Genomic DNA, 21,103 nt, shown 5'->3' with positions numbered 1-21,103 from the left:
AATTGAACAGCGCCTGAACTATCGGTCTCCTCGGTTAAGATCGGCTTAACCCTGACGAAATTCAAGGGTTGCGGAAGACCTCTCCAACGCCGAACGCAATGCTTGCAGTGCCCCAAGTCCGGCATTATGGTGCGGTCGATTTTGAAACAGGAATGCGGCCTTAAAATGAATGCCGCCAGGAGAAGCCGCATGTTCAAGGGGTCCATTCCCGCCCTTGTCACCCCGTTTGCCGAAAACGGAGGGCTGGACGAGGCGGGCTTTGTCGATCACGTCAATTGGGTGATCGACGCGGGCAGCAACGGGGTCGTGCCGGTCGGGACCACCGGCGAATCGCCGACGCTCAGCCATGACGAACACCGTCGGGTTGTCGATCTGTGCGTTGAGGCCGTCGCAAAGCGCGTGCCCGTCATCGCCGGCGCAGGCTCCAACAATACGCGTGAGGCGATCGAGCTCGCCCAGCATGCGGAAAAGGCCGGAGCGGACGCCGTTCTTGTGGTGACGCCCTATTACAACAAGCCGACGCAGAAGGGGCTTTATGCCCATTTCGCCGCCGTTGCCGAGGCGATCACTCTGCCGATCATCATCTACAATATTCCGCCGCGCTCGGTCGTCGACATGCTGCCCGAGACGATGGGGCAGCTTGCGAGAGACTTCTCCAATATCGTCGGCGTAAAGGATGCAACGGGCAAGCTGGAGCGTGTCTGCGAGCAGCGCATCTCCTGCGGCCCCGATTTCATCCAGATTTCCGGCGAGGACGCCACGGCGCACGGTTTCGTCGCCCAGGGCGGCGTCGGCTGCATTTCGGTCACGGCCAATGTCGCTCCCAAGCTCTGCGCCGAGCTTCAGACGGCGCTTCTGGACGGCGATTTCAAGATAGCGCTTTCCCTGCAGGATCGGCTGATGCCCCTGCACAAGGCGCTGTTTCTTGAACCCGGTGTCAGCGGCACTAAATATGCGCTGAAGAAACTCGCACGGATGAGCGACGCGGTGCGACTGCCGCTTCTCGGCGTTGAGGACAGAACGGCCGGCGCCATCGACGCCGCCCTTCGTCATGCAGGGCTGATCGACTAGGAACGCGGCCGCCGCTCAAGGATACGGAAAAGACCATGGCTCCGAAAGGCAGCAAGGGCGGCGCATTCAAGACCGTCGCCGAAAACCGCAAGGCGCGGTTCAATTACGAAATCCTCGATACGCTCGAGGCCGGCCTGGTTCTGACCGGAACCGAGGTCAAGTCGCTGCGCGAGGGCAAGGCCAATATCGCCGAATCCTATGCTTCCGACGAGGACGGCGAGATGTGGCTGATCAATTCCTATTTGCCGGAATATCTGCAGGGCAATCGCTTCAACCACGAGCCGCGCCGCCGCCGCAAGCTTCTGCTCGGACGCCGCGAGATCAACCGGCTGCGGTCCGCCGTCAATCGCGAGGGCATGACGCTTATTCCGCTGAAGCTCTATTTCAATGAACGGGGGCTGGCGAAGCTGCAGCTCGCGCTGGGCAAGGGCAAGAAGGCGCACGACAAGCGCGAGACCGTCAAGAAGCGGGACTGGAACCGCGAAAAGAGCAGGCTTCTGAAGCAACTCGGCTGAAAAAGTCGTTTCGACCTAAGGTTGTTCTTTCGTAGTGGGTTGCTGACAACGCTATCAGCTATGGCACGCCAAGATGACGCCCCTTAATTCGGGTCTGGTTTTCAGTCGTCGAAATCCGACGAGACGACTTCGGCGGCACGCTGCGGACGTTCCGAGGGCTCACGTCCGACTTCCGCGCGCAGGGATATCAGATCGATGAAGTGGTCCGCCTGGCGGCGCAGGTCATCGGCAATCATCGGCGGCTGGGTCGACATGGTGGAAACCACGGAGACCTTGCGTCCCTTGCGCTGCAGCGCCTCGACCAGCGTGGTGAAGTCGCCGTCGCCGGAAAAGATGACGAGGTGGTCCACCGTGGCCGACTGTTCCATCGCGTCTATCGCCAGTTCGATGTCCATATTGCCCTTGATCTTCCGCCGTCCCATGGAATCGGTGAATTCCTTGGCCGGCTTGGTGACCACCTTGTAGCCATTGTAGTCGAGCCAGTCGATCAGCGGACGGATCGACGAATATTCCTGGTCCTCGATCAGCGCCGTATAATAATAGGCGCGCAGGAGATAGGCTTTGTTGTTGAACGTTTTCAACAGCTTGCGATAATCGATGTCGAACCCGAGGCTTTTCGAAGCGGCATAGAGGTTCGCTCCATCGATAAAGAGCGCAATTTTCTCGCGCGGATCAAACATGCAAAATACCCTTCATTTAAAACCAGCTTTGCGTGGGTCGGGCCCGAATTGCGATAAATAAAGAACCTTCAAAATAAAGGCTGCAGGGCGAAAATGCCAGTCGCGCCTTTACGTGATTTAATCACCTATGCAGAAACATTCAACCCATAGTTATAGTCCGTGAACGGACAGAAGCGCGGTTTGTTCCGAAACCCCTGTTCGGGATTGAAAATGCGCTCTTGAATTCCGATATCTGAATCTCTATGAGAAGCATTTCCACAGAAATCACCCAAAAGGACAGTCAATGGCACGTGTCACAGTTGAAGACTGTATCGACAAAGTTGACAACCGGTTTGATCTGGTTCTGCTCGCCGGACATCGTGCGCGTCTTATCTCCCAAGGCGCTCCGATAACTGTCGATCGCGACAATGACAAGAACCCTGTTGTCGCACTGCGTGAAATCGCTGACGAAACGCTTTCGCCCGACGACCTCAAGGAAGACCTGATCCATTCCCTGCAGCGTCACGTCGAGGTGGACGAGCCGGAAGCCGAACAGACGCAGAGCACGGCATCGGAAGACGATGTCAGCGAAGAGACTGCAGATCGCCCCGATCAGCCCGAAGCCATTCCTTTCGACCAGATGTCGGAAGAAGAGCTTCGCGCCGGTATCGAGGGGCTTGTACCGCCGGAAAAGGGCGACGACTACTGATCGCCCGTGTTGCGGGGTTTTATGCCCCGCACGCTCTTCTCTTTCCTGTGACAGAACGGGCCGCGCCTGACCCGTATTTCGCCCGATCGGGCCTGGTCTTTCAGTTATGATGCGGCAATACGAACTTGTTGAGCGGGTACAGAAATACAAGCCTGACGCCGACATAGCGTTGCTCAACAAGGCCTATGTCTACGCCATGCAGAAGCATGGCCGGCAAAGGCGCGCCAGCGGCGATCCCTATATCTCGCATCCGCTCGAAGTCGCCGCGATCCTGACCGATCTGCATATGGATGAATCGACGATCGCCGTCGCGCTGCTGCACGACACGATCGAGGATACCTCGGCGACGCGCGCGGAGATCGATGCCTTTTTCGGCGATGAGATCGGCGCGCTGGTCGAGGGGCTGACCAAGATCAAGCGACTCGATCTCGTCTCCCGCAAGGCGCAGCAGGCGGAGAACCTGCGCAAGCTTCTTCTTTCCGTTGCCGACGATGTGCGCGTGCTTCTGGTCAAGCTTGCCGACCGGCTGCACAATATGCGCACGCTCTATTATATGCGCCCCGACAAGCGCCGGCGGATTTCCGAGGAAACGATGGAAATCTATGCGCCGCTTGCCGGCCGCATGGGCATGCAGGACATGCGCGAGGAGCTGGAGGATCTGTCCTTCCAGTATATCAACCCGGACGCCTACCAGACGATCAAGGGCAAGCTCGAGGACCTCTCGGGGCAGAACAAGGCTCTGGTGAAGAGCATCGAGGATGAGCTGAAAGCGCTGCTGCAGCAGCAAGGGCTTGAGGACGTCAAGGTCAAGGGCCGGCAGAAGAAGCCGTTTTCGATTTTCAACAAGATGCAGTCGAAATCGCTTTCCTTCGAGCAGATGTCAGACCTTTACGGCTTCCGCATCATCGTTGACGAGGTGGAGACTTGCTACAGGGCGCTTGGCCTCGTGCATACCACCTGGCGGATGGTGCCCGAGCGGTTCAAGGATTATATCTCCAATCCCAAGCAGAACGGCTACCAGTCGCTGCATACGACCATCGTCGGGCCGATGCGCCAGCGCATCGAGCTGCAGATCCGTACGAAGCACATGCACGAGATCGCCGAATACGGTATTGCCGCGCATTCGCTCTACAAGGACGGCAAGACCGTCAAGGGGCAGGTCGGGGACGAGGAGACCAGCGTCTTCTCATGGTTCCGCAAGACCATCGAGGCGCTGGCGGAGGGCGACAGTCCGGAGGAATTCCTCGAGCATACCAAGCTCGAACTCTTCCAGGACCAGGTGTTCTGCTTCACGCCGAAGGGCAAGCTGATCGCCCTGCCGAAGGACGCGACGCCGATCGACTTTGCCTATGCGGTGCACACCAATGTCGGCGATACCTGCGTGGGCGCCAAGGTGAACGGCCGGATGATGCCGCTCGTCACGCGGCTCAACAATGGCGACGAGGTGGAGATCATCCGTTCCGGCGTTCAGGTTCCGCCGCCTGCCTGGGAAGGCATCGTGGTAACCGGCAAGGCGCGCGCAGCGATCCGCCGGGCGACGCGGGCCGCGATCCGCAAACAGTATAGCGGCCTCGGCTATCGCATCCTGGAGCGCACCTTCGCCCGCTCGGGCAAGACCTTTTCGCGCGAGGTATTATCGACCGTTCTGCATCGGCTCGGACAGAGCGATGTCGAGGACGTGATCGCTGCGGTCGGGCGCAACGAAATGTCGTCGAGCGACGTCCTGCGCGCCGTCTTTCCCGACCACAAGGATGAGCGCGTCACCATCAAGCCGAGCATCGAGGAGGGTTGGGTCAACCTGCCGAAGGGCGAGGGCATGGCGTTCAAGCTTCCCGAACCCGCAGACGGCGGCGAGGCCGGGGCAGGCTTTCCACTGCGCGGTCTGGATGCCGGGGCAACCGTGCGCTTCGCGCCGTCGGGCGCCGTGCCGGGGGACCGGATCGTCGGCATTGCGGGCGATGACGGCAGCATCACCGTCTACCCGATCCAGTCCCCGGACCTGCAGCATTTCGACGATGAGCCCGATCGCTGGATCGATATTCGCTGGGACATCGATTCCACCAATGACAAGCGCTTCCGCGCCCGCGTCGGCATCAGTGTCCTGAACGAGCCGGGCACGCTTGCCCGGATCACGGAGACGATCGCGACGCTCGGCGTCAATATTCGCACCATTCAGATGAAGGTTGTCGCCGAGGATTTTGCCGAGGTGACGATGGATATGGAGGTCTGGGATCTGCGGCAATTGACCCAGACATTGAACCAGCTCAAGGCGCTTGATTGCGTTGCCACGGTAGACCGCCTTTTCGAATAGCGCGGTTGTCTGGAAAATATGGAACTTTCCACCATTTCGCCGCGTCTTTCTGTTAGCGCTTGATGTCTAATAAGGCAGGGCCAACGAGGAAAGGAAGGTATGAGATGCTGGATCGTCTAACGCGCTTCTTCAAGCGCTTTACCAGTCCCAAGGTTACCGACAAGGAGGTCGATGGCGTGAAGCATGTGATCGACAATATCGACCACAGTTTCGATCCCAACCGTCCGACGCCGCAGCGCGACTCCGGCGAACACAAGGAAGGCTGACCGTCCCGCCGCCAGTAGCCGACATCTGGGAGAACAACGAAGGAGGGGGGGCTCTGCCCATCCATCCGGCGTCAGTTTTCTCTCGCGCTTTGCGCGCCCGTCAAACTGTGGTGCAGCGGACGAAGAAACCATCTACGCCCTTGCAATCCCCCCGCCAGATGTCAAAAGTAGGCGATGCTTTTTAAGAGACGTTCCCAGGCAAATTATTGGCAGCGGATTCGTGCCGCGATATGGCCCAAGAAGGGCTTCTGGCGCGTGCCGGTCTATCTATATCACCGCACGGTTCGCCTGAGGGCGACTCCGCATGCGATAGCCATGGGCATAGCCGCGGGCGTCGCCGTATCCTGGACGCCGTTCATCGGCGGGCATTTCCTTTCGGCTTTCCTGCTCGCCTTCCTCTTCGGCGGGAATTATGCGGCGGCGGCCCTCGGCACGGCCTTCGGCAACCCGCTCACCTTTCCCTTCATCTGGCTCTCCACCTGGCGGCTCGGCAGCGCGCTGCTCGGTCGTGACGTCAGCGGACGCGACCATATCGATCTGGTCGACCTGGTGCACCGCTTCGAGCTTTCCGATCTCTGGCGTCCGCTCCTGGAACCGATGGCCGTCGGCGCGGTGCTGCCCGCGCTTTTGAGCGGTGCCCTGTTTTACGGGCTGACCTATTTTGCCGTGCAGTCCTTCCAGCAGCGCCGGCAGGCCATGCTCGAGGCGCGCGGCAACAAGCCGCAGGAAAACCGGGCCGCAGAGGGCAGCAAGAGCTGATCTGATGCGGAGAACAAGACGATGATTGTCGGACTGGGCAGCGATCTCATCGATATCAGGCGAATCGAGAAATCGATCGAGCGGCACGGCGCGCGGTTCACCACACGTTGCTTCACCGAAATCGAACAGGAACTGTCCGATCAACGCCGCAATCGCGCGGCATCCTACGCCAAGCGGTTTGCCGCCAAGGAGGCCTGTGCCAAGGCGCTTGGTACGGGCATTGCGCGCGGCGTTTTCTGGCGGGAGATGGGCGTGGTCAACCTTCCCGGCGGCAAGCCGACCATGGAACTCACCGGTCGCGCCGCCGAACATCTTGCCCGGATGATCCCCGAAGGGCTGACGCCCCGCATCCACGTGACGATCACCGACGACTATCCTCTCGCCCAGGCCTTCGTCATCATCGAAGCTGTGTAGAGGCGGCATTTTCGTTTAAAAACATTGCCCGTACCGCAGGGAGGGGCTAAAGCTCAGGCAAACGGACTGCCTGGGTGGAAGAAGGAAACAAAGCGTGGCCGAAGAAGAAGAAAAAAAGGAAAGCTCGCTCTGGAGCAATGTCAAAGTCATTGTCCAGGCGCTGCTGCTTGCTCTCGTTATCAAGACGTTCCTGTTCCAGCCCTTCACCATTCCCTCGGGCTCGATGATGCCGACCCTACTGGTGGGCGACTATCTTTTCGTGAACAAGTTCTCCTACGGCTATTCGCGCTATTCTCTGCCGTTTTCGCCCAACCTGTTCGAAGGTCGCATTTTCGGCTCTGATCCCGATCGCGGCGACGTAGTGGTGTTTCGTTACCCGCCGAACCCGAGTGTCGACTACATCAAGCGCGTGATCGGTCTTCCGGGCGACCGGGTGCAGGTGCAGAACGGCATCCTCTACCTCAATGGCGCGCCGGTTCCGCGTACCGCTGACGGAACCTTCACCTCCGACTATCGCCGGGATCCGGGCCGCGACATTCCGGTCTTCCGCGAGACCCTTCCCGATGGCGTGAGCTATGACACGCTTGACGAGATCCGCAATTCGCCGGGCGACAACACCCGCGAATTCATCGTCCCCGAGGGCCATTATTTCATGATGGGCGACAACCGCGACAATTCGCTCGACAGCCGCTTTGACGTCGGTTTCGTGCCGGCGGAAAACCTCATCGGCCGCGCCAGCCTGATCTTCTTCTCGCTCGGCAATGACACGTCCTTCGCCGAAATCTGGAAATGGCCGTTCAACATGCGTTGGGACCGCCTGTTCAAGGTCATCGGTGGCTGAATGGCGGCACGGGGCGCAGGAGAGGATGAAGTCGGCGAACTGGCGAGGCTGATCGGTTTCGAATTTTCCGACCGGGACCGGATTGCGCGGGCTCTGACACATTCGAGCGCGCGCAGCGGCAAGGACGGCAATTACGAACGCATGGAGTTCCTCGGCGACCGCGTGCTGGGGCTGGTGATCGCGGAGAACCTGTTCAAGCTTTTCCCGACGGCAACCGAGGGCGAGCTCTCCGTTCGCCTCAACCAGCTGGTGAGCGCGGAGGCCTGCGCCAGGGTCGCCGACGATCTTGGCCTGCACCGGTTCATCAAGACCGGTCAGGACGTGAAGAAGCTGACGGGCAAGCGCGTGCTTTCGATCCGCGCCGACGTGGTCGAGAGCGTGATCGCGGCGATCTATATGGAGGGCGGCCTGGAGCCGGCGCGCCGCTTCATCGAGACGCACTGGAAGCCGCTGTTTGCCGATGGCGTGAAGCTGAGACGCGACGCCAAGACGGAACTGCAGGAGTGGGCGCACGCCAATCACGGCGAAACCCCGGTCTATCATGTCGAGGACCGCTCCGGCCCGGATCATGAGCCGCGTTTCACCGTGAAGGTCACCGTGAAGGGCGTAGAGCCCGAGATCGGCGTCGACCGTTCGAAACGGGCGGCCGAACAGGTGGCTGCGACCAGGCTTCTGGAGCGCGAAGGCATCTGGACGGCCGGGGACTGATGCCTCGCGCTTGATGCACGCGTTTCGTATGGCGTGACAATAGACTGTATTCAAAGTGTTTTACCGGTTTCCGCGTTTTGGTGCGAGCCGCAGGAGAAGCAGATGACTGACGCAGAAAATGGCGCAGAGACCGCCGCGACCCGTTCCGGCTTCGTCGCGTTGATCGGTCCGACCAATGCCGGCAAGTCGACCCTCGTAAACCGGCTGGTCGGCGCCAAGGTTTCCATCGTCAGCCACAAGGTGCAGACCACGCGGGCCACGCTGCGCGGCATCGCCATTCATGACAATGCCCAGATCGTGTTCATGGATACGCCCGGCATCTTCAAGCCGCGCCGCAGGCTTGACCGGGCCATGGTGCTGGCGGCCTGGAGCGGCGCGCGCGATGCCGATCTGATCATGCTGCTGGTCGATGCCGAGCGCGGTCTGAAGGGCGACGCTGAGGCTATTCTCGAAGGTCTGAAAGAGGTCCGCCAGCCGAAGATCCTGGTGCTCAACAAGATCGATCGCGTGCGCCATGAAGACCTGCTGAAACTCGCTGCCGCCGCCAATGAGGCGATCGGTTTCGAGCAGACCTTCATGATTTCGGCCACCAATGGTTCGGGCTGTGACGACCTGATGGATTATCTGGCGAAAGCCCTGCCGGAGGGTCCGTGGTACTATCCCGAAGACCAGATTTCCGATCTGCCGATGCGCCAGCTTGCCGCCGAGATCACCCGCGAAAAACTGTTTCTGCGGCTGCATCAGGAACTGCCTTACTCTGCCCATGTCGAAACCGAGAAGTGGGAGGAGCGCAAGGACGGTTCGGTGCGCATCGAGCAGGTGGTCTATCTGGAACGCGACAGCCAGAAGAAGATCGCGCTCGGCAAGGGCGGCGAGGCGATCAAGTCGATCTCCATGGCCGCGCGCAAGGAGCTGTCCGAGATCCTCGAACAGAAGGTCCATCTGTTCCTGTTCGTCAAGGTGCGCGAGAACTGGGGCGACGATCCGGAGCGCTATCGCGAGATGGGGCTCGATTATTCGCAGTAAACGTCGGATGATGTGAGCGATGGAGTGGCAGGACGAGGGCATAGTTCTGGGCATGCGCCGCCATGGCGAGACAAGCGCCATCGCCGAGGTGATGACGCTTGCCCATGGACGCCATCTGGGGCTCGTGCGCGGCGGTCGTTCCCGCGCCATGCGTCCGGTGCTGCAGCCGGGAAACCGGGTTTCGCTCACCTGGCGGGCCAGGCTCTCCGAACATCTCGGCGAATTCCGCGTGGAACCGCTCAGCCAGCGCGCCGGCATTCTGATGCAATCGGCAACCGCGCTCCACGGCTTGCGCGCCATGGCGGCCCTTCTGCGACTCCTGCCGGAACGCGACCCGCATCGCCATCTCTGCGAAGCCGTCGAAGTGATCATCGCGAACCTGGATGACCCCGTCTCGGCGGGCGAGCTCTATGTTCGTTTCGAACTGGCGCTCCTGAACGAGCTCGGCTTCGGGCTTGATCTGGCGCGCTGCGCCGCAAACGGTTCCGTGGTCGATCTTGTCTATGTGTCGCCGAAGTCGGGCAGGGCGGTCTCGCGGGATGCCGGCGCGCCCTATGCCGACCGGATGCTGTCGCTGCCGGACTTCTTGAGGGCAGACATCAACGAGGCCGCCGATCCTGCAGGGCTGGCGGCGGGTTTTCGCCTGACCGGCTTCTTTCTCGATCGCCACGTCTACGAGCCGCGCGGGATCAGGCCGGACAGCGCCCGCGACAGTTTCATCGCGGCAACCCTGAGGGCGCTGGAGAAGCAGGAAACGGCCTGACGTTCAACCCCGCCGCTTCAGCGGCCAGCTTTCGTCCCGCGTTCCGGTAATTTCCACCGCGTCGCCGATCCGCAGAAGACCTTCGCCGCGCGGCACGGCGTTCCAGCCGAAGAGCGGACCGGGCACCCGGCGATCCGCCGACATGCGGATGCGCCCCATTGCCGGCAGAGGATTGGCGCCGTCGCGCGATCCGGTCGCTTGGTCCTGCGTGGTCATGATGCAGCGGGCGCAGGGTTTGACGAAGTCGAACCGGATTCCGGCAATTTGGATACCGGTCCAGCCGTCCTCCGCCCAGGGTTCCGCGCAGTCGAGCACGATATTCGGTCGGAAGCGCTCCATGCCGACCGGCTCCGCGCCATGGGCTTCAAGATCGGCATTGAGCGCTGCAAGCGAGCCGGTGGTGGTCACCAGAAGCTGGAAGCCGTCGGCGAAGGAAACGGGCGTATCCTGCTCCACCCAGTCGCGGCTCGCGACGCGGCTTGCAGAATCGTCAAAGAAGGCCAGGCGAACAGGCCGGCCGAACCAGTCCGACAATGTCGCATCGACCTCGTCCGATGTGGTTGCGGCATTGACCGTGTCCTTCCACACGGTGACATCAAGCCTGTCGGCATGGCGCGGAGCAGCAAAAATCGGCTTGTAGCCGTCCATCGCGAGCACCAGCCCGTCGTCCTGACGGACAGCGGAAAGCCGGGCCAGCGCCGGCATGTCGCGCTGGGTAATGAACCGACCGGCGGCGTCCGTGATCATCGCAGTCCTGTCGCCGACAAGTCCCGACGGGCCGCACGGGCTTTCCTCAAGCGCGATCGCGCGCGCGCTTTTCAGCGGATAGATGTTGAGTGCGGCAATCTTCATGACAGGCTCCGGCGTGAAGGATCAAAAAAGAAGCCGGCGCGAGGCCGGCAACTTTGTTCCTGATCCTAGCTCTTCTCCGCCGGTTTGTCTGCGGCCTCGTCCCCTTTTTCGAGGAGCTGTTCGTCGCCGTCCAGAGTCGACAGCGTGACCTGCGGGAAGGGAATGGAAATGCCGGCCTCGTCGAAGGCGAGCTTGGCATCGCGGGTCATGATATGCGTCGTCTTCCACCACACGGAGCCGGGCGCCCAGTAGCGCATCGCGACGACAACGGCGCTGTCGCCGAGTTCCTTGACGAAGGCGTAGGGCTCGGGATCGGCAAGAACGTTTTCATTGTTCCTGGCCAGATCCAGCAGGATCTCGATCGCCTTCTTCAGGTCGTCGTCATAGCCGATACCGATGGCAAGCTCATGCATGCGCTGGGTAACGCGCGAATAATTGGTGATCGAGACATTCCAGAGCGTCGAGTTGGGCGCCAGACGGAAGAGGCCGTCAAAGGTCTTCAGTTCGGTGGCGAACAGGCCGACCTCCTGAACCGTGCCGTCGATCGAGCCGGTGCTGATATATTCGCCGACTCGGAAGGGACGCAGCACGAGAAGCATGATGCCCGCCGCGATATTCTGCAGCGTTCCCTGCAGGGCGAGACCGATGGCCAGGCCGGCAGCGCCGAGAGCGGCGAGGATGGACGCCGTCTGCACGCCGAACTGGCCGAGCACCATGATAATGACGATGGTCAAGATGCCGTAACGGGCGATATTGCCGAAGAACCCCGCCAGGGTTCGGTCGACATTCTCAAATTTGAGGAATGCGTTCTTGATTGATCGCTGGGTGATTGCCGCGATGATCCAGCCGACGATCAGGAGGATGACCGCGCCCAGAACCGAAAATGTGTAGGTGATGACCAGCGCCCACATTGCGTTGGCGAAATCTCCGGAGCTCTTGACGAGTTCTCCGACCTGCTGCTCGATACTGTCCATTGAAAAGGCCTTGTCTTTGGAAATTCGAGGTTTGTTTTCTGTCTAGCTAGGGCGGTTTAAGCGCAAGTCCATGCTACGAAAACTTGAGCGTCGCTGCAACATCGCCACCGTCATCGAAAAGCCGCTGCGGTTCCAGCACGAAGGGCAGGTTCAGCTGGCAGTCGCGTCCGCGCCCGATCGCCCTGACCGCTTCGGCAAGACGCCCTTTCCGGTCGAGCGCTTCGTCGCCGAGGGCAATGAGACGCGCATTCGGCGTGGCAAAGGGCGATGCTGCCCTCAGCGCCTTTGCCAACGCACGATCATCGAGCACAGGCGTGCGGGCAAGCGCCGCGATCAACGCCGCGGCGGGAGAGCGGGATACGCCCATCCAGCAGTGAACGAGCATGGGTCCGTCGGCGGCCCGGGCAAAGCGGATAATCTCTTCGACGTGAAAGGCCTCCGGCGCAACCAGCTTGCCGCTGCCGGCAAAGGCGATATCGTTCATCCGCAGCGTCAGGTGCCGGGCTGGATCGATTACGCCCGGTCGCGAGAAATCATGGCCGTTCGCCATCAGCGACAGCATCGACCGGCATTTGTGGCGGGCGGCCATCTCGCCGATGCGCGCCAGCGGGCTAACCACGATTGCCGCGCTCATCCGCCATTCCCCTTCGCCGACGCTTCCCGGCTGGCGCGCTCGGCCTCGATCTCGGAGAACCGCGCCAGAAAGCGCGTCTGGGCATCGGTCGTCGCCATCGGCTCGATTGCGAGCATCTCGATCGACACGCCGTTGGGCTCGCCGAAAAAGCGCTTGGCCTCGGCGCGCGAAAAGCCGGCGAGGGTGATCGCCTCGAAATAGGCGGCGATGCGGTCGGCAGCCTTGATGCGCGCCTTCAGCGTCCGTGAGGGATGCGGCGGCAGCCCGAAGCGCAGGTGAACGGCCGCCTCCAGCCGCTTTTCAACGCTCTTGTAGCCGCCGCCGACAACCGCTTTGAACGGAGAGATCATGTCGCCGATCACATATTCGGGCGCATCATGCAGAAGCGCCATCTGGCAGTCTTCGGGGCTTGCCTTGTGGCAGTGCACGAAGATGGTCTCGACCACCAGGCTGTGCTGGGCGACGGAATAGGCGTGGGCCCCGACGGTCTGGCCGTTCCAGCGGGCAACGCGGGCAAGCCCGTGGGCGATGTCGGATATTTCGACGTCAAGCGGGGAGGGATCGAGCAGGTCCAGGCGGCGGCCGGACAGCATGCGCTGCCAGGCCCGGGCATCGGTCTTCGCCATGGCTACTCGGGCTCCGCGCCGGTCGGCTCGAGCGATACGCCGCTCCAAGCATAGGGCGTGACGCTGACCGGCATGCCGCCGACGCTGACATCACCGGCAGCCGAGGCGATCCGGTCGATGCGCACGATCGCCATGGCGGCGTGTCCGCTGACCGAGCCGAGGCTGCCGGCGCTCTTGCCGCCCGCCTCGACCGCGCCCTGATCCGTGTTGAAGGGTTCGGACGCCTCCAGCCGCACGAGTCTTCGCCGCGCCGTGCCGCGATGCTGCATGCGCGAGACGACCTCCTGGCCGACATAGCAGCCCTTGCGGAAGTTGAGGCCGCCGTTCTTGTCGAACAGCACGTCGTGCGGAAACGCGTCTTCGGCGGCAAAATCCGCATGCATTTCCGCAGCGCCAGCTTCGATCCGCAAAGCGGTATAGGCGTCGGCATCGTCTGCCGCGTCGTCCAGGCGTCCGGGCAGACGGTAAAGCGCGATATCGGAAGCTGAGAAGCGTTTGTCGGTGGTCGCGCCCTCGAAAACAGTCTCCTCGTTCACCAGAATCGTGACGCCGTCATGGTCGGGCGTGCCGATCGTCACCTTGGCGCGCAGCTTGTAGAGCATCAGCCGCTTCGCAAGCGCGGCCTGGTCCGCGGCATGGGTCTCGATCAGAAAGCCGTTTGGGCATCGCGCGATCAGAAAATCGAACATGATCTTGCCCTGCGGCGTCAACAGCGCGCCGGGCCAGGCCTCGCCGGGGGCAAGCCCCTCGATATTGGTTGTGATCAGGTTCTGCAGAAACGCTTCGGCGTCTTCGCCCTCAAGCGTGATGAAGGCTCTGTCCGGAAGGTGGATCAATGCCATGGTCGTCCCTTTCATGCGCGGCGCGGATCGAATCGCGACCCGATTTGTCACGCGCGAAGCGGCATTCGTCAATGCGGGGAGGAGCGTTCGGTCGGCAGGCCGGGATTACTGCAGGATGCGCTCAGGGGAGAACTCGCCGGCGAGCATCCGTTCGCGCAGCGATTCCAGCATCGCCTCCGCGCCTTCCTCGCCGATCATCCGCACGGTTTCGCGCATGGCAAGCGCGAGCGCCGCATCGGCGATGATTTCGGGTTCGATGCCGTCGGCAACGCCGTCGGCCCAAGCTTCGTTCTGGTATTCGAGAGCCGCCTGCATCTTTTCCCGCACGATCATGTCGTCGATTTCATTGGCATTCGGCTTCATCTCGGTTCCTTGCTGGCTTCTCGTTCTTGGTCGTTCCGGCACTATCGTATCAACATTTTACCCGGTCTGTCAGCGGCACTGCCATAAAAAGTGAACAGCCGGTTAACGTCAGGGGCGGTCCGTGTTTCTTGTACCGCCGATGTGTCGCAGCTGCCACACTCTCAGCCCGGGCGACCGAGCCTTTCGGCGCATTCGAGCACGCTGGTCGGCACATTCATGGCCCGAATTTCCTCGAGCGCGTACCAGCCGAGATCGTCGGCATCGTCCGCGGCCGCCGCAACGGCTTCTCCGTCGACATCCGCCTGAAACACGCTGAGCCGGAAGAAGCTGGCGATTTCTCCGCTGTCGTCGCGGTCGATCAGGTCATAGACGGCGAACAGCCGGGCGGACGCGGCAACAAGCCCTGTTTCCTCGGCAAGCTCGCGGATCGCGGCCTGTTCGGCCGTTTCTCCCTCTTCGGCCTTGCCGCCGGGAAAGGCATACATCGCCTGTGCCGGCGGGTTGGCCCGGCGCACGAGCAGGAATTTTTCGCCGCGTCTGACGATTACGGAGGAGGCGGGTCTGGGGGAAACGGTCATGATAGTCCTTCCGGCATGCGCGCACGGAGCTTGTCATCCGCCGCGCAAGATGAAATCTAGTGGGAATGTGCGGACGTTTCGGACTGATAACAAGCCCTGAGACGGCGGCGGCGGCTTTCGATCTGACCGGGATCGAGCCGTTTCCGCCGCGCTACAATATCGCGCCGTCGCAACCGATCCTGATGGTGGTCAACGCCTCGGAACTGACCGGAGGCGGAGAGGGGCGAAGGGCGCTTCTGGTGCGCTGGGGGCTTATTCCGGCCTGGGTCAAGGACGGCCGGGATTTTCCGCTCCTCTTCAATGCGCGTTCGGAGAGTGCGGCCGAAAAACCGGCCTTTCGCGGCGCCATGCGCCATTTCCGCGCGCTGGTGCCGGCAAGCGGCTTCTTCGAGTGGCGCAAGGCGGGCGGCAGGGGCACGGCCCAGCCCTACTGGATCCGCCCGCGCCATGGCGGCCTCATCGCTTTTGCCGGGCTGATGTCGCCCTGGCAGGGGGCGGACGGCACGGAGCTTGATACCGGAACGATCCTGACCACGCAGGCAAGCGGCGTGGTGGCGAAGCTGCACGACCGCTCGCCGGTGGTCATTATGCCGGAGGACTTCGAACGATGGCTTGACTGCCGCACGCTCGAGCCGCGCCATGTGGCCGATCTGATGAAGCCGGCGCCGGACGATTTCTTCGAGGCCTTTCCGGTCTCAAAGGCGGTCAGCAACGCCCGCAATCTCGGCGCTGAACTGATCGAGCCGATCGGGCCTGCGCTGCTGCCGGACGAGCCGGAGACGGGACCGGGCGATCAGATGGATCTGTTCTGACGCGCCTGCGGTCGACAGGTCAGATATCGAGATCGAGCCGGTTCTTGCGCGGATGACCCGGATCCTCCTCGTCATCCTCATCGTCGTCTTCCTCCATTACCAGCGTGCCGTATTTCGAATGCCAGGCGCGGGCGCCGAGCGGCAGGGCCGCAAGATAGAGCGCGGAGCCGGCAATCATCATGTGCCACGTATAGGCGACGAGGAGGGCAACGGAGAGGACGGCCAGCAGCATCATCGGCAGCGCGAATTCGCGCCGGACGTTGAGGCCGAGGCTCTTGCCCGACCAGACCGGCAGGCGGCTGATCAGGAGGAAGCCGATGAGGACGGTATAGAGCGAGGCGGCGAGCGCGATGCCGCGGCTCGGCTCCATGCCGAGAAAGCCGAGATAGACCGGAAGAAGCACGATGATCGCCCCGGCAGGCGCGGGCACGCCGACGAAATACTCGCCCTGCCAGCTGGCCTTGCGCTTGCGATCGGCCATCACGTTGAAACGTGCCAAGCGCAGCGCGGCGGCAATCGCATAGAGCAGGGCGGCGATCCAGCCGGGGGTTCCGGCATCGTTCAACAGGTAGATATAGGAAACGAGCGCCGGCGCGATGCCGAAATTGACGATATCGGCAAGCGAATCCATCTGCTCGCCGAATTTCGAGGATGCCTTCAAAAGCCGCGCCAGCCGGCCGTCAATGCCGTCGAGAAAGGCTGCGATCAGCAGCATCATCACGGCTTCGGTGAACTTGCCGTCGATCGCCTGCCTGATGCCGGAAAGCCCGGCGCAGATGGCCAGCACGGTCACCAGGTTGGGAACAATCAGGCGCAGCGGAATTTCACGCAGGCGCGGTCCGCGGCCGGACCGGTCGGCGCCGGCTTTCTTCCGCGTCGCGAGAGGACCGTCATTCGGTCCGTCAGTCTCATTCTCCACCATCAGATCCGCCGTCCGACCACGGGCAGTTCAAAGTCTCCGAAAACGGCCAGAACCGTCTCGCCGGCGGTCGCCGTCTGACCGACCGCTACCCGCGGCGTCGTGCCGGCGGGAAGGTAGACGTCAAGCCTGGAGCCGAAGCGGATGAGGCCGAAACGCTCGCCGGCGTCGACCACATCGCCGTTTTCGACGAAGCAGACGATGCGGCGGGCAACAAGGCCAGCGATCTGGACGACGCCGATCGCGCCATGGGCTGTGTCGAGCACCACGCCGTTGCGCTCATTGTCCTCGCTTGCCTTGTCGAGCTCGGCATTGAGGAATTTGCCGGGGCGGTAATGAATGCCCCGCACCGTGCCGGCCATGGGCGCACGGTTCACATGGCAGTTGAACACATTCATGAACACGCAGATGCGTAGCATCGGCTCGTCGCCAAGTCCCATTTCTTGCGGCGGGATTTCCTCGCTGATGGAGGAGACCCGTCCGTCTGCCGGCGAAATGACAATGTCGTCATCCTGCGGCACGACGCGCTCGGGATCGCGGAAGAAATAGGCGCACCAGAGCGTGGCGAAGAGGCCGATCCAGAACAGTGGATCGGCGATCCAGCCGAGAATGAGCGTCGCGACGAGAAAGATCGCGATGAAGGGATAGCCCTCCTTGTGGATGGGTACGATCGCCTTCCTGATCGAATCGAAAACGGTCATCTTTATCCTTGGCTCCGGGCGCGGCATTGCGCTTCTACAGTGTTTGACGCGCGGGAAGCTTACAGGTTCCCCTTCGCGTTGAAAATGGGTGTCCGCAAGGCGGGCTTTACCGGTCAGTTGGCGGGGTCGAGCCGCATGATCACGCCCATGTCGTCGCTCTCGCGCACCTCGCGCAGGTGTTCTTCGGCGAGCGTCGCCTCGCGCTGGCGCTCCCACATCTGCGCGTAAAGGCCGTTCATGGCGATCAGGTCGTCATGGGTGCCGCGCTCGGCGATCTCGCCGCGCTTCAGGACGATGATCTCGTCGGCGCCGATGACGGTGGAGAGCCGGTGGGCGATCACGAGCGTCGTGCGGTTTTTCGAGACGACGTCGAGGGCGGCCTGGATCTCGCGCTCGGTATGGGTATCGAGCGCCGAGGTTGCCTCGTCGAGCACGAGGATGGGCGGGGCCTTGAGGATCGTGCGGGCGATGGCGACGCGCTGCTTCTCGCCGCCCGAAAGCTTCAGTCCGCGCTCGCCGACCTGGGTGTCGAAACCCTCGGGCAACTGCCGGATGAAATCGCCCACCTGGGCAAGCTCGGCCGCCGCATTGACTTCCTCGTCGGTCGCTGAGGTTCGGCCGTAGCGGATATTGTAGGCGATCGTGTCGTTGAACAGCACGGTATCCTGCGGCACCATTCCGATCGCCTCTCTGAGCGAATGCTGGCGCACCTCGCGCAGGTCCTGGCCGTCAATGGTGATCGCGCCCTCGTTGACGTCGTAGAAGCGGAACAGAAGACGTGAAATCGTCGATTTGCCCGCGCCTGTCGGCCCGACGATCGCCACCGTCTTGCCGGCCGGCACCTCGAAGGAGACGCCTTTGAGGATCGGCCGCGCGGGGTCATAGGCGAAGTGCACATCCTTGAAGGCGATTGCGCCCTGGCGGATCTGCAGGTCTTGCGCCTCGTCCTTGTCGGTGACTTCCGGGTCGACCTCGAGGATGTTGAACATCTCCTCGATGTCGGTCAGTCCCTGGCGGATCTCGCGATAGACCGAGCCGATGAAGTTGAGCGGAATAGCGAGCTGGATCAGCATGGCGTTGACGAAGACGAAATCGCCGATGGTCTGCGTGCCGTTCTTCACCGCGATTGCGGAAAGCACCATCATGACCGTCATGCCGGCGCCGAAGATGATGCCCTGTCCGAAGTTCAGCCAGCCGAGCGAGGTCCAGATGCGCGTTGCCGCCGCCTCGTACCGGGCCATGGAACTGTCGAACCGACGCGCCTCCATCTCCTCATTGCCGAAATATTTGACGGTTTCGTAGTTGAGTAGCGAATCGACCGCCTTGGTATTGGCGTCTGTGTCGCTCTCGTTCATCTGCCGACGGATGGCGATGCGCCAGTCGCTGGCCTTGATGGTGAACCAGACATAGAGGACGACGGTGACGGCGGTGATCGCCAGATAGTCGAATCCATAGCCCCACCAGAAGATTATCGCGACCAGGAAGAATTCCAGCACGGTTGGAAGGGTGGCGAGAATGGTGAAGCGGACGATGGTCTCGATGCCCTTGGTGCCGCGCTCGATGATGCGGGAAAGCCCGCCGGTCTTGCGCGACAAATGGAAACGCAGCGCCAGTTGGTGCATATGCACGAAGACGCGGTGGGCGAGCTGGCGCACGGCATATTGGCCGACGCTGGCAAAGAGCGCGTCGCGCAGCTGGTTGAAGCCGAGCTGGCCGATGCGGGCCAGATTGTAGAACAGCACCAGCGTGATCGCCCCGAACAGGAAGGCCGGCAGGATGGTGTTGATCTCCAGTTCGCCGGTCAGCGCATTGGTCGCCCATTTGAAGGAGTAGGGGACCATGAGCAGGATCAGCTTGGCGATCACCAGGGCGATCGTTGCATAGACGACGCGCCGCTTCAGGTCCGGGCGGGTGGACGGCCAGATATAGGGCCAGAGATTGATGATGGTCTGAAGCGGATTGGCTGAATCCGCTGAAACGGTTTTCTGGCGGTCTGCCATGTTAATCCCCCGGCTCAAGGCGGGTTTGCCGAGCCAAAACAAATAAGGTTCAAAGACGGGAAAACGACGCACGGGGCGTCGTTTTGTTCTGCGAGATAGGGTCGTCAGCGACCGATTGCAATGCCGGAACGGCGTCTTTGCCGCAATTGCGCCTTATTGATCGGCCGGCGGAAGCTGGTATTCCGGGCCCACCGGCATGCCTTCCAGCAGGCGGCGGTGGATGGTTTCCGCCTCGCTGTCCGGCAATGGTTCGACGGGCACGGAAAACACCTGACCGGGCAGAATGAGGTCCGGATTGACGATCTGGGTCTCGTTGGCGAGGTAGATTGTGGTGTAGCGCACGCCGCGACCGTAGACCCGGCGCGAGATCCGCCACAGATTGTCGCCGCGACGGATGATGACGGCATTGTCGCTGCCCTGAAGCTGCGGCTGGACGAAGGTTCGGGTGCCGTCGCTCTGCTCGGCGCTGGTGCCGTCGGCATCGGTCGAGATCGCGGCGATTTGGTTGCCGGGCGGGCGGTCGAACGGCACGACGGCGCGGGCAACCACCCGGCTGTCGGCATCGAGCATGTCGACGCGGATGGTGTGGAGCCCGACGGAGACATCGGTCTTCGCCTCGAGCACGTAATTGCCCTCGACATTGACCGATCCCTCGGCCACGAGCACATCGTCGACATAGCCGCGAATTGTCGCGCCGATCTCGCCTTCGCCGGCGACGAAAAGCGTGTCGTCCTCGATCTCCACCGCCTTGATTCTGACGGTGACGGCGACCGGCTTCTGGTCGGACAGGGGCTCCTGCGCCGCCGTGACCGCCTCGGCCGTGTCGCGGTCTCTGCCCCGCGTTTCGACGTTGATCGCCGGCAGGTTGGTTTCCGTGTCGCTGTCTCCGGACGTATCGCCGGAGACCATGTCCTGATCCCGACCATTGTCCCGCGCGCCGGCCGTTTCCTCGTTCCCGTCGGTCTCGCGGGTCGCAACGACAGTGTTGTCGGGCGTTGTTGTCGTCTGCAGTTCCGGCGCGGAGATGATTTCCGAGGCCTTGCCGGGCTCGGTGATCAGCGCAAGAAGTTCGCCATTATTGCCGTCGGGTATGGAGACCGTGGCCGTCTGCTCGGACCGGACGGTCCGTCCGTCCGGCATGGTGACGCTCAGATAGATCAGATGGTCGCCGGGCGAAAGCGGGGTCTCGACGATGGCGACGAAATCGCCGGTTTCGGTGACGTCGGAGGAGGCGAGGACGCTTTCCTCCTCTTTTACATCAAGAAGACCGAGCGGCTCGGCGCCGCCGGCGATCACGGCGGTACCATCAGGTTCAACGCGCAGGAGATCGAATGTGGGTATGCGCAGCGTGGCCTGCTGCTGCTCAACAGGAGGGCTTTGGTCGTCCTCGGTGACTTCCGTTTCAGATCCTGATCTTGTCGTTTCGCCCTGTGCGGCGGCGCTTTCTTCCTGCATGTCGGGACTGGAGGGCTCCGTTTGCGGTGCGGCGGTCTGCGTGTTCGGGGCAGCCTGCTGCTCGCCGGAAAGGTCCTCACCCTTGTCGCGCAACGCAAAATAGGCGCCGGCTGCAATCAGCAGCAGCACAAGCACGGCAATGATGACTCGTGTGTTGTTCTTGTTCATTCGTCACTCCAGTCACGGCGTCACGCAGACGACGTCAATTCGCTGAAAACGCTAGCGACAGTGCCGGTTATACACAAGTGTTCATTCGCGCTTGCGAGAAAGCATGAACAAGGTAAACGTCTGATTGTGGTCGATTT

Annotated in this window: 24 protein-coding genes; 12 read left to right on the top strand and 12 right to left on the bottom strand. The window is 61.9% G+C overall.

The features are described 5' to 3' along the window. Positions 1-189 precede the first annotated feature (189 nt). Positions 190-1,071, top strand: coding sequence for a 4-hydroxy-tetrahydrodipicolinate synthase (gene dapA / locus FF124_RS16415; RefSeq protein WP_138749570.1), 882 nt, complete (start codon positions 190-192; stop codon positions 1,069-1,071). A 35-nt stretch (positions 1,072-1,106) separates the two neighbouring features. After that, a complete protein-coding gene (smpB, locus tag FF124_RS16410; RefSeq protein WP_138749569.1) occupies positions 1,107-1,586 on the top strand; it encodes an SsrA-binding protein SmpB in 480 nt (159 codons plus the stop codon). Positions 1,587-1,687: 101 nt separating this feature from the next. Here smpB and FF124_RS16405 read toward each other — a convergent pair whose 3' ends face one another. Continuing rightward, the gene (locus tag FF124_RS16405) at positions 1,688-2,266 is read right to left on the bottom strand and encodes a LabA-like NYN domain-containing protein (RefSeq protein ID WP_138749568.1); all 579 of its coding nucleotides are present in this window, start codon (positions 2,264-2,266) and stop codon (positions 1,688-1,690) included. A gap of 283 nt (positions 2,267-2,549) precedes the next feature. Between FF124_RS16405 and rpoZ the strand changes: the two genes are divergently transcribed. The 9 genes from rpoZ to recO all read left to right on the top strand — a co-directional run bounded on the left by rpoZ (position 2,550) and on the right by recO (position 10,042). Further along, on the top strand, positions 2,550-2,954 hold the full coding sequence (gene rpoZ / locus FF124_RS16400) for a DNA-directed RNA polymerase subunit omega (RefSeq protein WP_138749567.1): 405 nt from the start codon (positions 2,550-2,552) through the stop codon (positions 2,952-2,954). 106 nt (positions 2,955-3,060) lie between these two features. Beyond that, positions 3,061-5,265: a RelA/SpoT family protein gene (locus FF124_RS16395; protein ID WP_138749566.1), complete on the top strand. Its 2,205-nt coding sequence runs from the start codon at positions 3,061-3,063 to the stop codon at positions 5,263-5,265. Positions 5,266-5,369: 104 nt separating this feature from the next. After that, the gene (locus FF124_RS20615) at positions 5,370-5,531 is read left to right on the top strand and encodes a hypothetical protein (protein WP_187326978.1); all 162 of its coding nucleotides are present in this window, start codon (positions 5,370-5,372) and stop codon (positions 5,529-5,531) included. 174 nt (positions 5,532-5,705) lie between these two features. Continuing rightward, positions 5,706-6,290 carry a DUF2062 domain-containing protein gene (locus tag FF124_RS16390; protein ID WP_281285280.1) on the top strand — a complete coding sequence of 195 codons (585 nt, stop codon included), beginning with the start codon at positions 5,706-5,708 and terminating at the stop codon, positions 6,288-6,290. Positions 6,291-6,311: 21 nt separating this feature from the next. Beyond that, positions 6,312-6,704, top strand: coding sequence for a holo-ACP synthase (acpS, locus tag FF124_RS16385; RefSeq protein WP_138749565.1), 393 nt, complete (start codon positions 6,312-6,314; stop codon positions 6,702-6,704). Positions 6,705-6,798: 94 nt separating this feature from the next. Further along, positions 6,799-7,545 (top strand): signal peptidase I, encoded by a 747-nt coding sequence (gene lepB / locus FF124_RS16380; protein ID WP_138749564.1) that lies wholly within the window; start codon positions 6,799-6,801, stop codon positions 7,543-7,545. Continuing rightward, on the top strand, positions 7,546-8,253 hold the full coding sequence (gene rnc / locus FF124_RS16375) for a ribonuclease III (RefSeq protein WP_138749563.1): 708 nt from the start codon (positions 7,546-7,548) through the stop codon (positions 8,251-8,253). It abuts the gene before it with no gap. A gap of 102 nt (positions 8,254-8,355) precedes the next feature. After that, positions 8,356-9,279, top strand: coding sequence for a GTPase Era (gene era, locus FF124_RS16370; RefSeq protein ID WP_138749562.1), 924 nt, complete (start codon positions 8,356-8,358; stop codon positions 9,277-9,279). A 19-nt stretch (positions 9,280-9,298) separates the two neighbouring features. Beyond that, complete coding sequence (gene recO, locus FF124_RS16365; RefSeq protein WP_138749561.1) at positions 9,299-10,042, top strand: DNA repair protein RecO; 744 nt, start codon at positions 9,299-9,301, stop codon at positions 10,040-10,042. Between the two features lie 3 nt (positions 10,043-10,045). Here the strand turns inward: recO and FF124_RS16360 are convergent, their stop codons facing one another. The 7 genes from FF124_RS16360 to FF124_RS16330 all read right to left on the bottom strand — a co-directional run bounded on the left by FF124_RS16360 (position 10,046) and on the right by FF124_RS16330 (position 14,911). Beyond that, positions 10,046-10,894, bottom strand: coding sequence for an MOSC domain-containing protein (locus tag FF124_RS16360; protein ID WP_138749560.1), 849 nt, complete (start codon positions 10,892-10,894; stop codon positions 10,046-10,048). Between the two features lie 65 nt (positions 10,895-10,959). After that, complete coding sequence (locus FF124_RS16355; protein ID WP_425462547.1) at positions 10,960-11,859, bottom strand: mechanosensitive ion channel family protein; 900 nt, start codon at positions 11,857-11,859, stop codon at positions 10,960-10,962. 82 nt (positions 11,860-11,941) lie between these two features. After that, entirely contained in the window at positions 11,942-12,502 is a 561-nt protein-coding gene (locus FF124_RS16350) for a tyrosine phosphatase family protein (protein WP_138749558.1), read from the bottom strand. Then, positions 12,499-13,128: a YfbR-like 5'-deoxynucleotidase gene (locus FF124_RS16345; protein WP_138749557.1), complete on the bottom strand. Its 630-nt coding sequence runs from the start codon at positions 13,126-13,128 to the stop codon at positions 12,499-12,501. Before FF124_RS16345 ends, FF124_RS16350 begins: the two co-directional genes overlap by 4 nt. A 2-nt stretch (positions 13,129-13,130) precedes the next feature. Next, positions 13,131-13,970, bottom strand: coding sequence for a CAF17-like 4Fe-4S cluster assembly/insertion protein YgfZ (gene ygfZ / locus FF124_RS16340; protein ID WP_138749556.1), 840 nt, complete (start codon positions 13,968-13,970; stop codon positions 13,131-13,133). 105 nt (positions 13,971-14,075) lie between these two features. After that, the gene (locus FF124_RS16335) at positions 14,076-14,333 is read right to left on the bottom strand and encodes a hypothetical protein (protein ID WP_138749555.1); all 258 of its coding nucleotides are present in this window, start codon (positions 14,331-14,333) and stop codon (positions 14,076-14,078) included. Positions 14,334-14,494: 161 nt separating this feature from the next. Then, a complete protein-coding gene (locus FF124_RS16330; RefSeq protein WP_138749554.1) occupies positions 14,495-14,911 on the bottom strand; it encodes an NUDIX hydrolase in 417 nt (138 codons plus the stop codon). Positions 14,912-14,976: 65 nt separating this feature from the next. On the opposite strand from FF124_RS16330, the gene FF124_RS16325 reads away from it, so the two are divergent. After that, entirely contained in the window at positions 14,977-15,723 is a 747-nt protein-coding gene (locus tag FF124_RS16325) for an SOS response-associated peptidase (RefSeq protein ID WP_138749553.1), read from the top strand. A 19-nt stretch (positions 15,724-15,742) separates the two neighbouring features. On the opposite strand, the gene pssA is transcribed toward FF124_RS16325, so the two are convergent. The 4 genes from pssA to FF124_RS16305 all read right to left on the bottom strand — a co-directional run bounded on the left by pssA (position 15,743) and on the right by FF124_RS16305 (position 20,966). After that, positions 15,743-16,645: a CDP-diacylglycerol--serine O-phosphatidyltransferase gene (gene pssA, locus FF124_RS16320; protein ID WP_138749552.1), complete on the bottom strand. Its 903-nt coding sequence runs from the start codon at positions 16,643-16,645 to the stop codon at positions 15,743-15,745. Next, complete coding sequence (locus FF124_RS16315; protein ID WP_138749551.1) at positions 16,645-17,343, bottom strand: phosphatidylserine decarboxylase; 699 nt, start codon at positions 17,341-17,343, stop codon at positions 16,645-16,647. The genes pssA and FF124_RS16315 overlap by 1 nt, the downstream gene beginning before the upstream one ends. A 113-nt stretch (positions 17,344-17,456) precedes the next feature. After that, complete coding sequence (locus FF124_RS16310) at positions 17,457-19,343, bottom strand: ABCB family ABC transporter ATP-binding protein/permease (RefSeq protein ID WP_138749550.1); 1,887 nt, start codon at positions 19,341-19,343, stop codon at positions 17,457-17,459. 153 nt (positions 19,344-19,496) lie between these two features. Continuing rightward, a complete protein-coding gene (locus FF124_RS16305; protein WP_138749549.1) occupies positions 19,497-20,966 on the bottom strand; it encodes a LysM peptidoglycan-binding domain-containing protein in 1,470 nt (489 codons plus the stop codon). Positions 20,967-21,103: the final 137 nt, after the last annotated feature.

Source organism: Martelella lutilitoris (genome assembly GCF_005924265.1).
GTDB classification, from domain to species: domain Bacteria; phylum Pseudomonadota; class Alphaproteobacteria; order Rhizobiales; family Rhizobiaceae; genus Martelella; species Martelella lutilitoris.
Note: the sequence above shows the minus strand (reverse complement) of the source record. Positions and strands in the feature narration are given on the sequence as shown.

What these genes read in the sequence shown, in the direction of transcription:
- acpS (WP_138749565.1), top strand. Translation starts at nt 6,312, where the DNA reads ATGATTGTCGGACTGGGCAGCGATCTCATCGATATCAGGCGAATCGAG.
- FF124_RS16325 (WP_138749553.1), top strand. Translation starts at nt 14,977, where the DNA reads ATGTGCGGACGTTTCGGACTGATAACAAGCCCTGAGACGGCGGCGGCG.
- FF124_RS16335 (WP_138749555.1), bottom strand. Translation starts at nt 14,333, where the DNA reads ATGAAGCCGAATGCCAATGAAATCGACGACATGATCGTGCGGGAAAAG.
- dapA (WP_138749570.1), top strand. Translation starts at nt 190, where the DNA reads ATGTTCAAGGGGTCCATTCCCGCCCTTGTCACCCCGTTTGCCGAAAAC.
- rnc (WP_138749563.1), top strand. Translation starts at nt 7,546, where the DNA reads ATGGCGGCACGGGGCGCAGGAGAGGATGAAGTCGGCGAACTGGCGAGG.
- FF124_RS16305 (WP_138749549.1), bottom strand. Translation starts at nt 20,966, where the DNA reads ATGAACAAGAACAACACACGAGTCATCATTGCCGTGCTTGTGCTGCTG.
- smpB (WP_138749569.1), top strand. Translation starts at nt 1,107, where the DNA reads ATGGCTCCGAAAGGCAGCAAGGGCGGCGCATTCAAGACCGTCGCCGAA.
- recO (WP_138749561.1), top strand. Translation starts at nt 9,299, where the DNA reads ATGGAGTGGCAGGACGAGGGCATAGTTCTGGGCATGCGCCGCCATGGC.
- FF124_RS16345 (WP_138749557.1), bottom strand. Translation starts at nt 13,128, where the DNA reads ATGGCGAAGACCGATGCCCGGGCCTGGCAGCGCATGCTGTCCGGCCGC.
- FF124_RS16350 (WP_138749558.1), bottom strand. Translation starts at nt 12,502, where the DNA reads ATGAGCGCGGCAATCGTGGTTAGCCCGCTGGCGCGCATCGGCGAGATG.
- FF124_RS16360 (WP_138749560.1), bottom strand. Translation starts at nt 10,894, where the DNA reads ATGAAGATTGCCGCACTCAACATCTATCCGCTGAAAAGCGCGCGCGCG.
- pssA (WP_138749552.1), bottom strand. Translation starts at nt 16,645, where the DNA reads ATGGTGGAGAATGAGACTGACGGACCGAATGACGGTCCTCTCGCGACG.
- rpoZ (WP_138749567.1), top strand. Translation starts at nt 2,550, where the DNA reads ATGGCACGTGTCACAGTTGAAGACTGTATCGACAAAGTTGACAACCGG.
- FF124_RS16390 (WP_281285280.1), top strand. Translation starts at nt 5,706, where the DNA reads ATGCTTTTTAAGAGACGTTCCCAGGCAAATTATTGGCAGCGGATTCGT.
- era (WP_138749562.1), top strand. Translation starts at nt 8,356, where the DNA reads ATGACTGACGCAGAAAATGGCGCAGAGACCGCCGCGACCCGTTCCGGC.
- ygfZ (WP_138749556.1), bottom strand. Translation starts at nt 13,970, where the DNA reads ATGGCATTGATCCACCTTCCGGACAGAGCCTTCATCACGCTTGAGGGC.
- FF124_RS16405 (WP_138749568.1), bottom strand. Translation starts at nt 2,266, where the DNA reads ATGTTTGATCCGCGCGAGAAAATTGCGCTCTTTATCGATGGAGCGAAC.
- FF124_RS16310 (WP_138749550.1), bottom strand. Translation starts at nt 19,343, where the DNA reads ATGGCAGACCGCCAGAAAACCGTTTCAGCGGATTCAGCCAATCCGCTT.
- FF124_RS16330 (WP_138749554.1), bottom strand. Translation starts at nt 14,911, where the DNA reads ATGACCGTTTCCCCCAGACCCGCCTCCTCCGTAATCGTCAGACGCGGC.
- FF124_RS16315 (WP_138749551.1), bottom strand. Translation starts at nt 17,343, where the DNA reads ATGACCGTTTTCGATTCGATCAGGAAGGCGATCGTACCCATCCACAAG.
- FF124_RS16395 (WP_138749566.1), top strand. Translation starts at nt 3,061, where the DNA reads ATGATGCGGCAATACGAACTTGTTGAGCGGGTACAGAAATACAAGCCT.
- FF124_RS20615 (WP_187326978.1), top strand. Translation starts at nt 5,370, where the DNA reads ATGCTGGATCGTCTAACGCGCTTCTTCAAGCGCTTTACCAGTCCCAAG.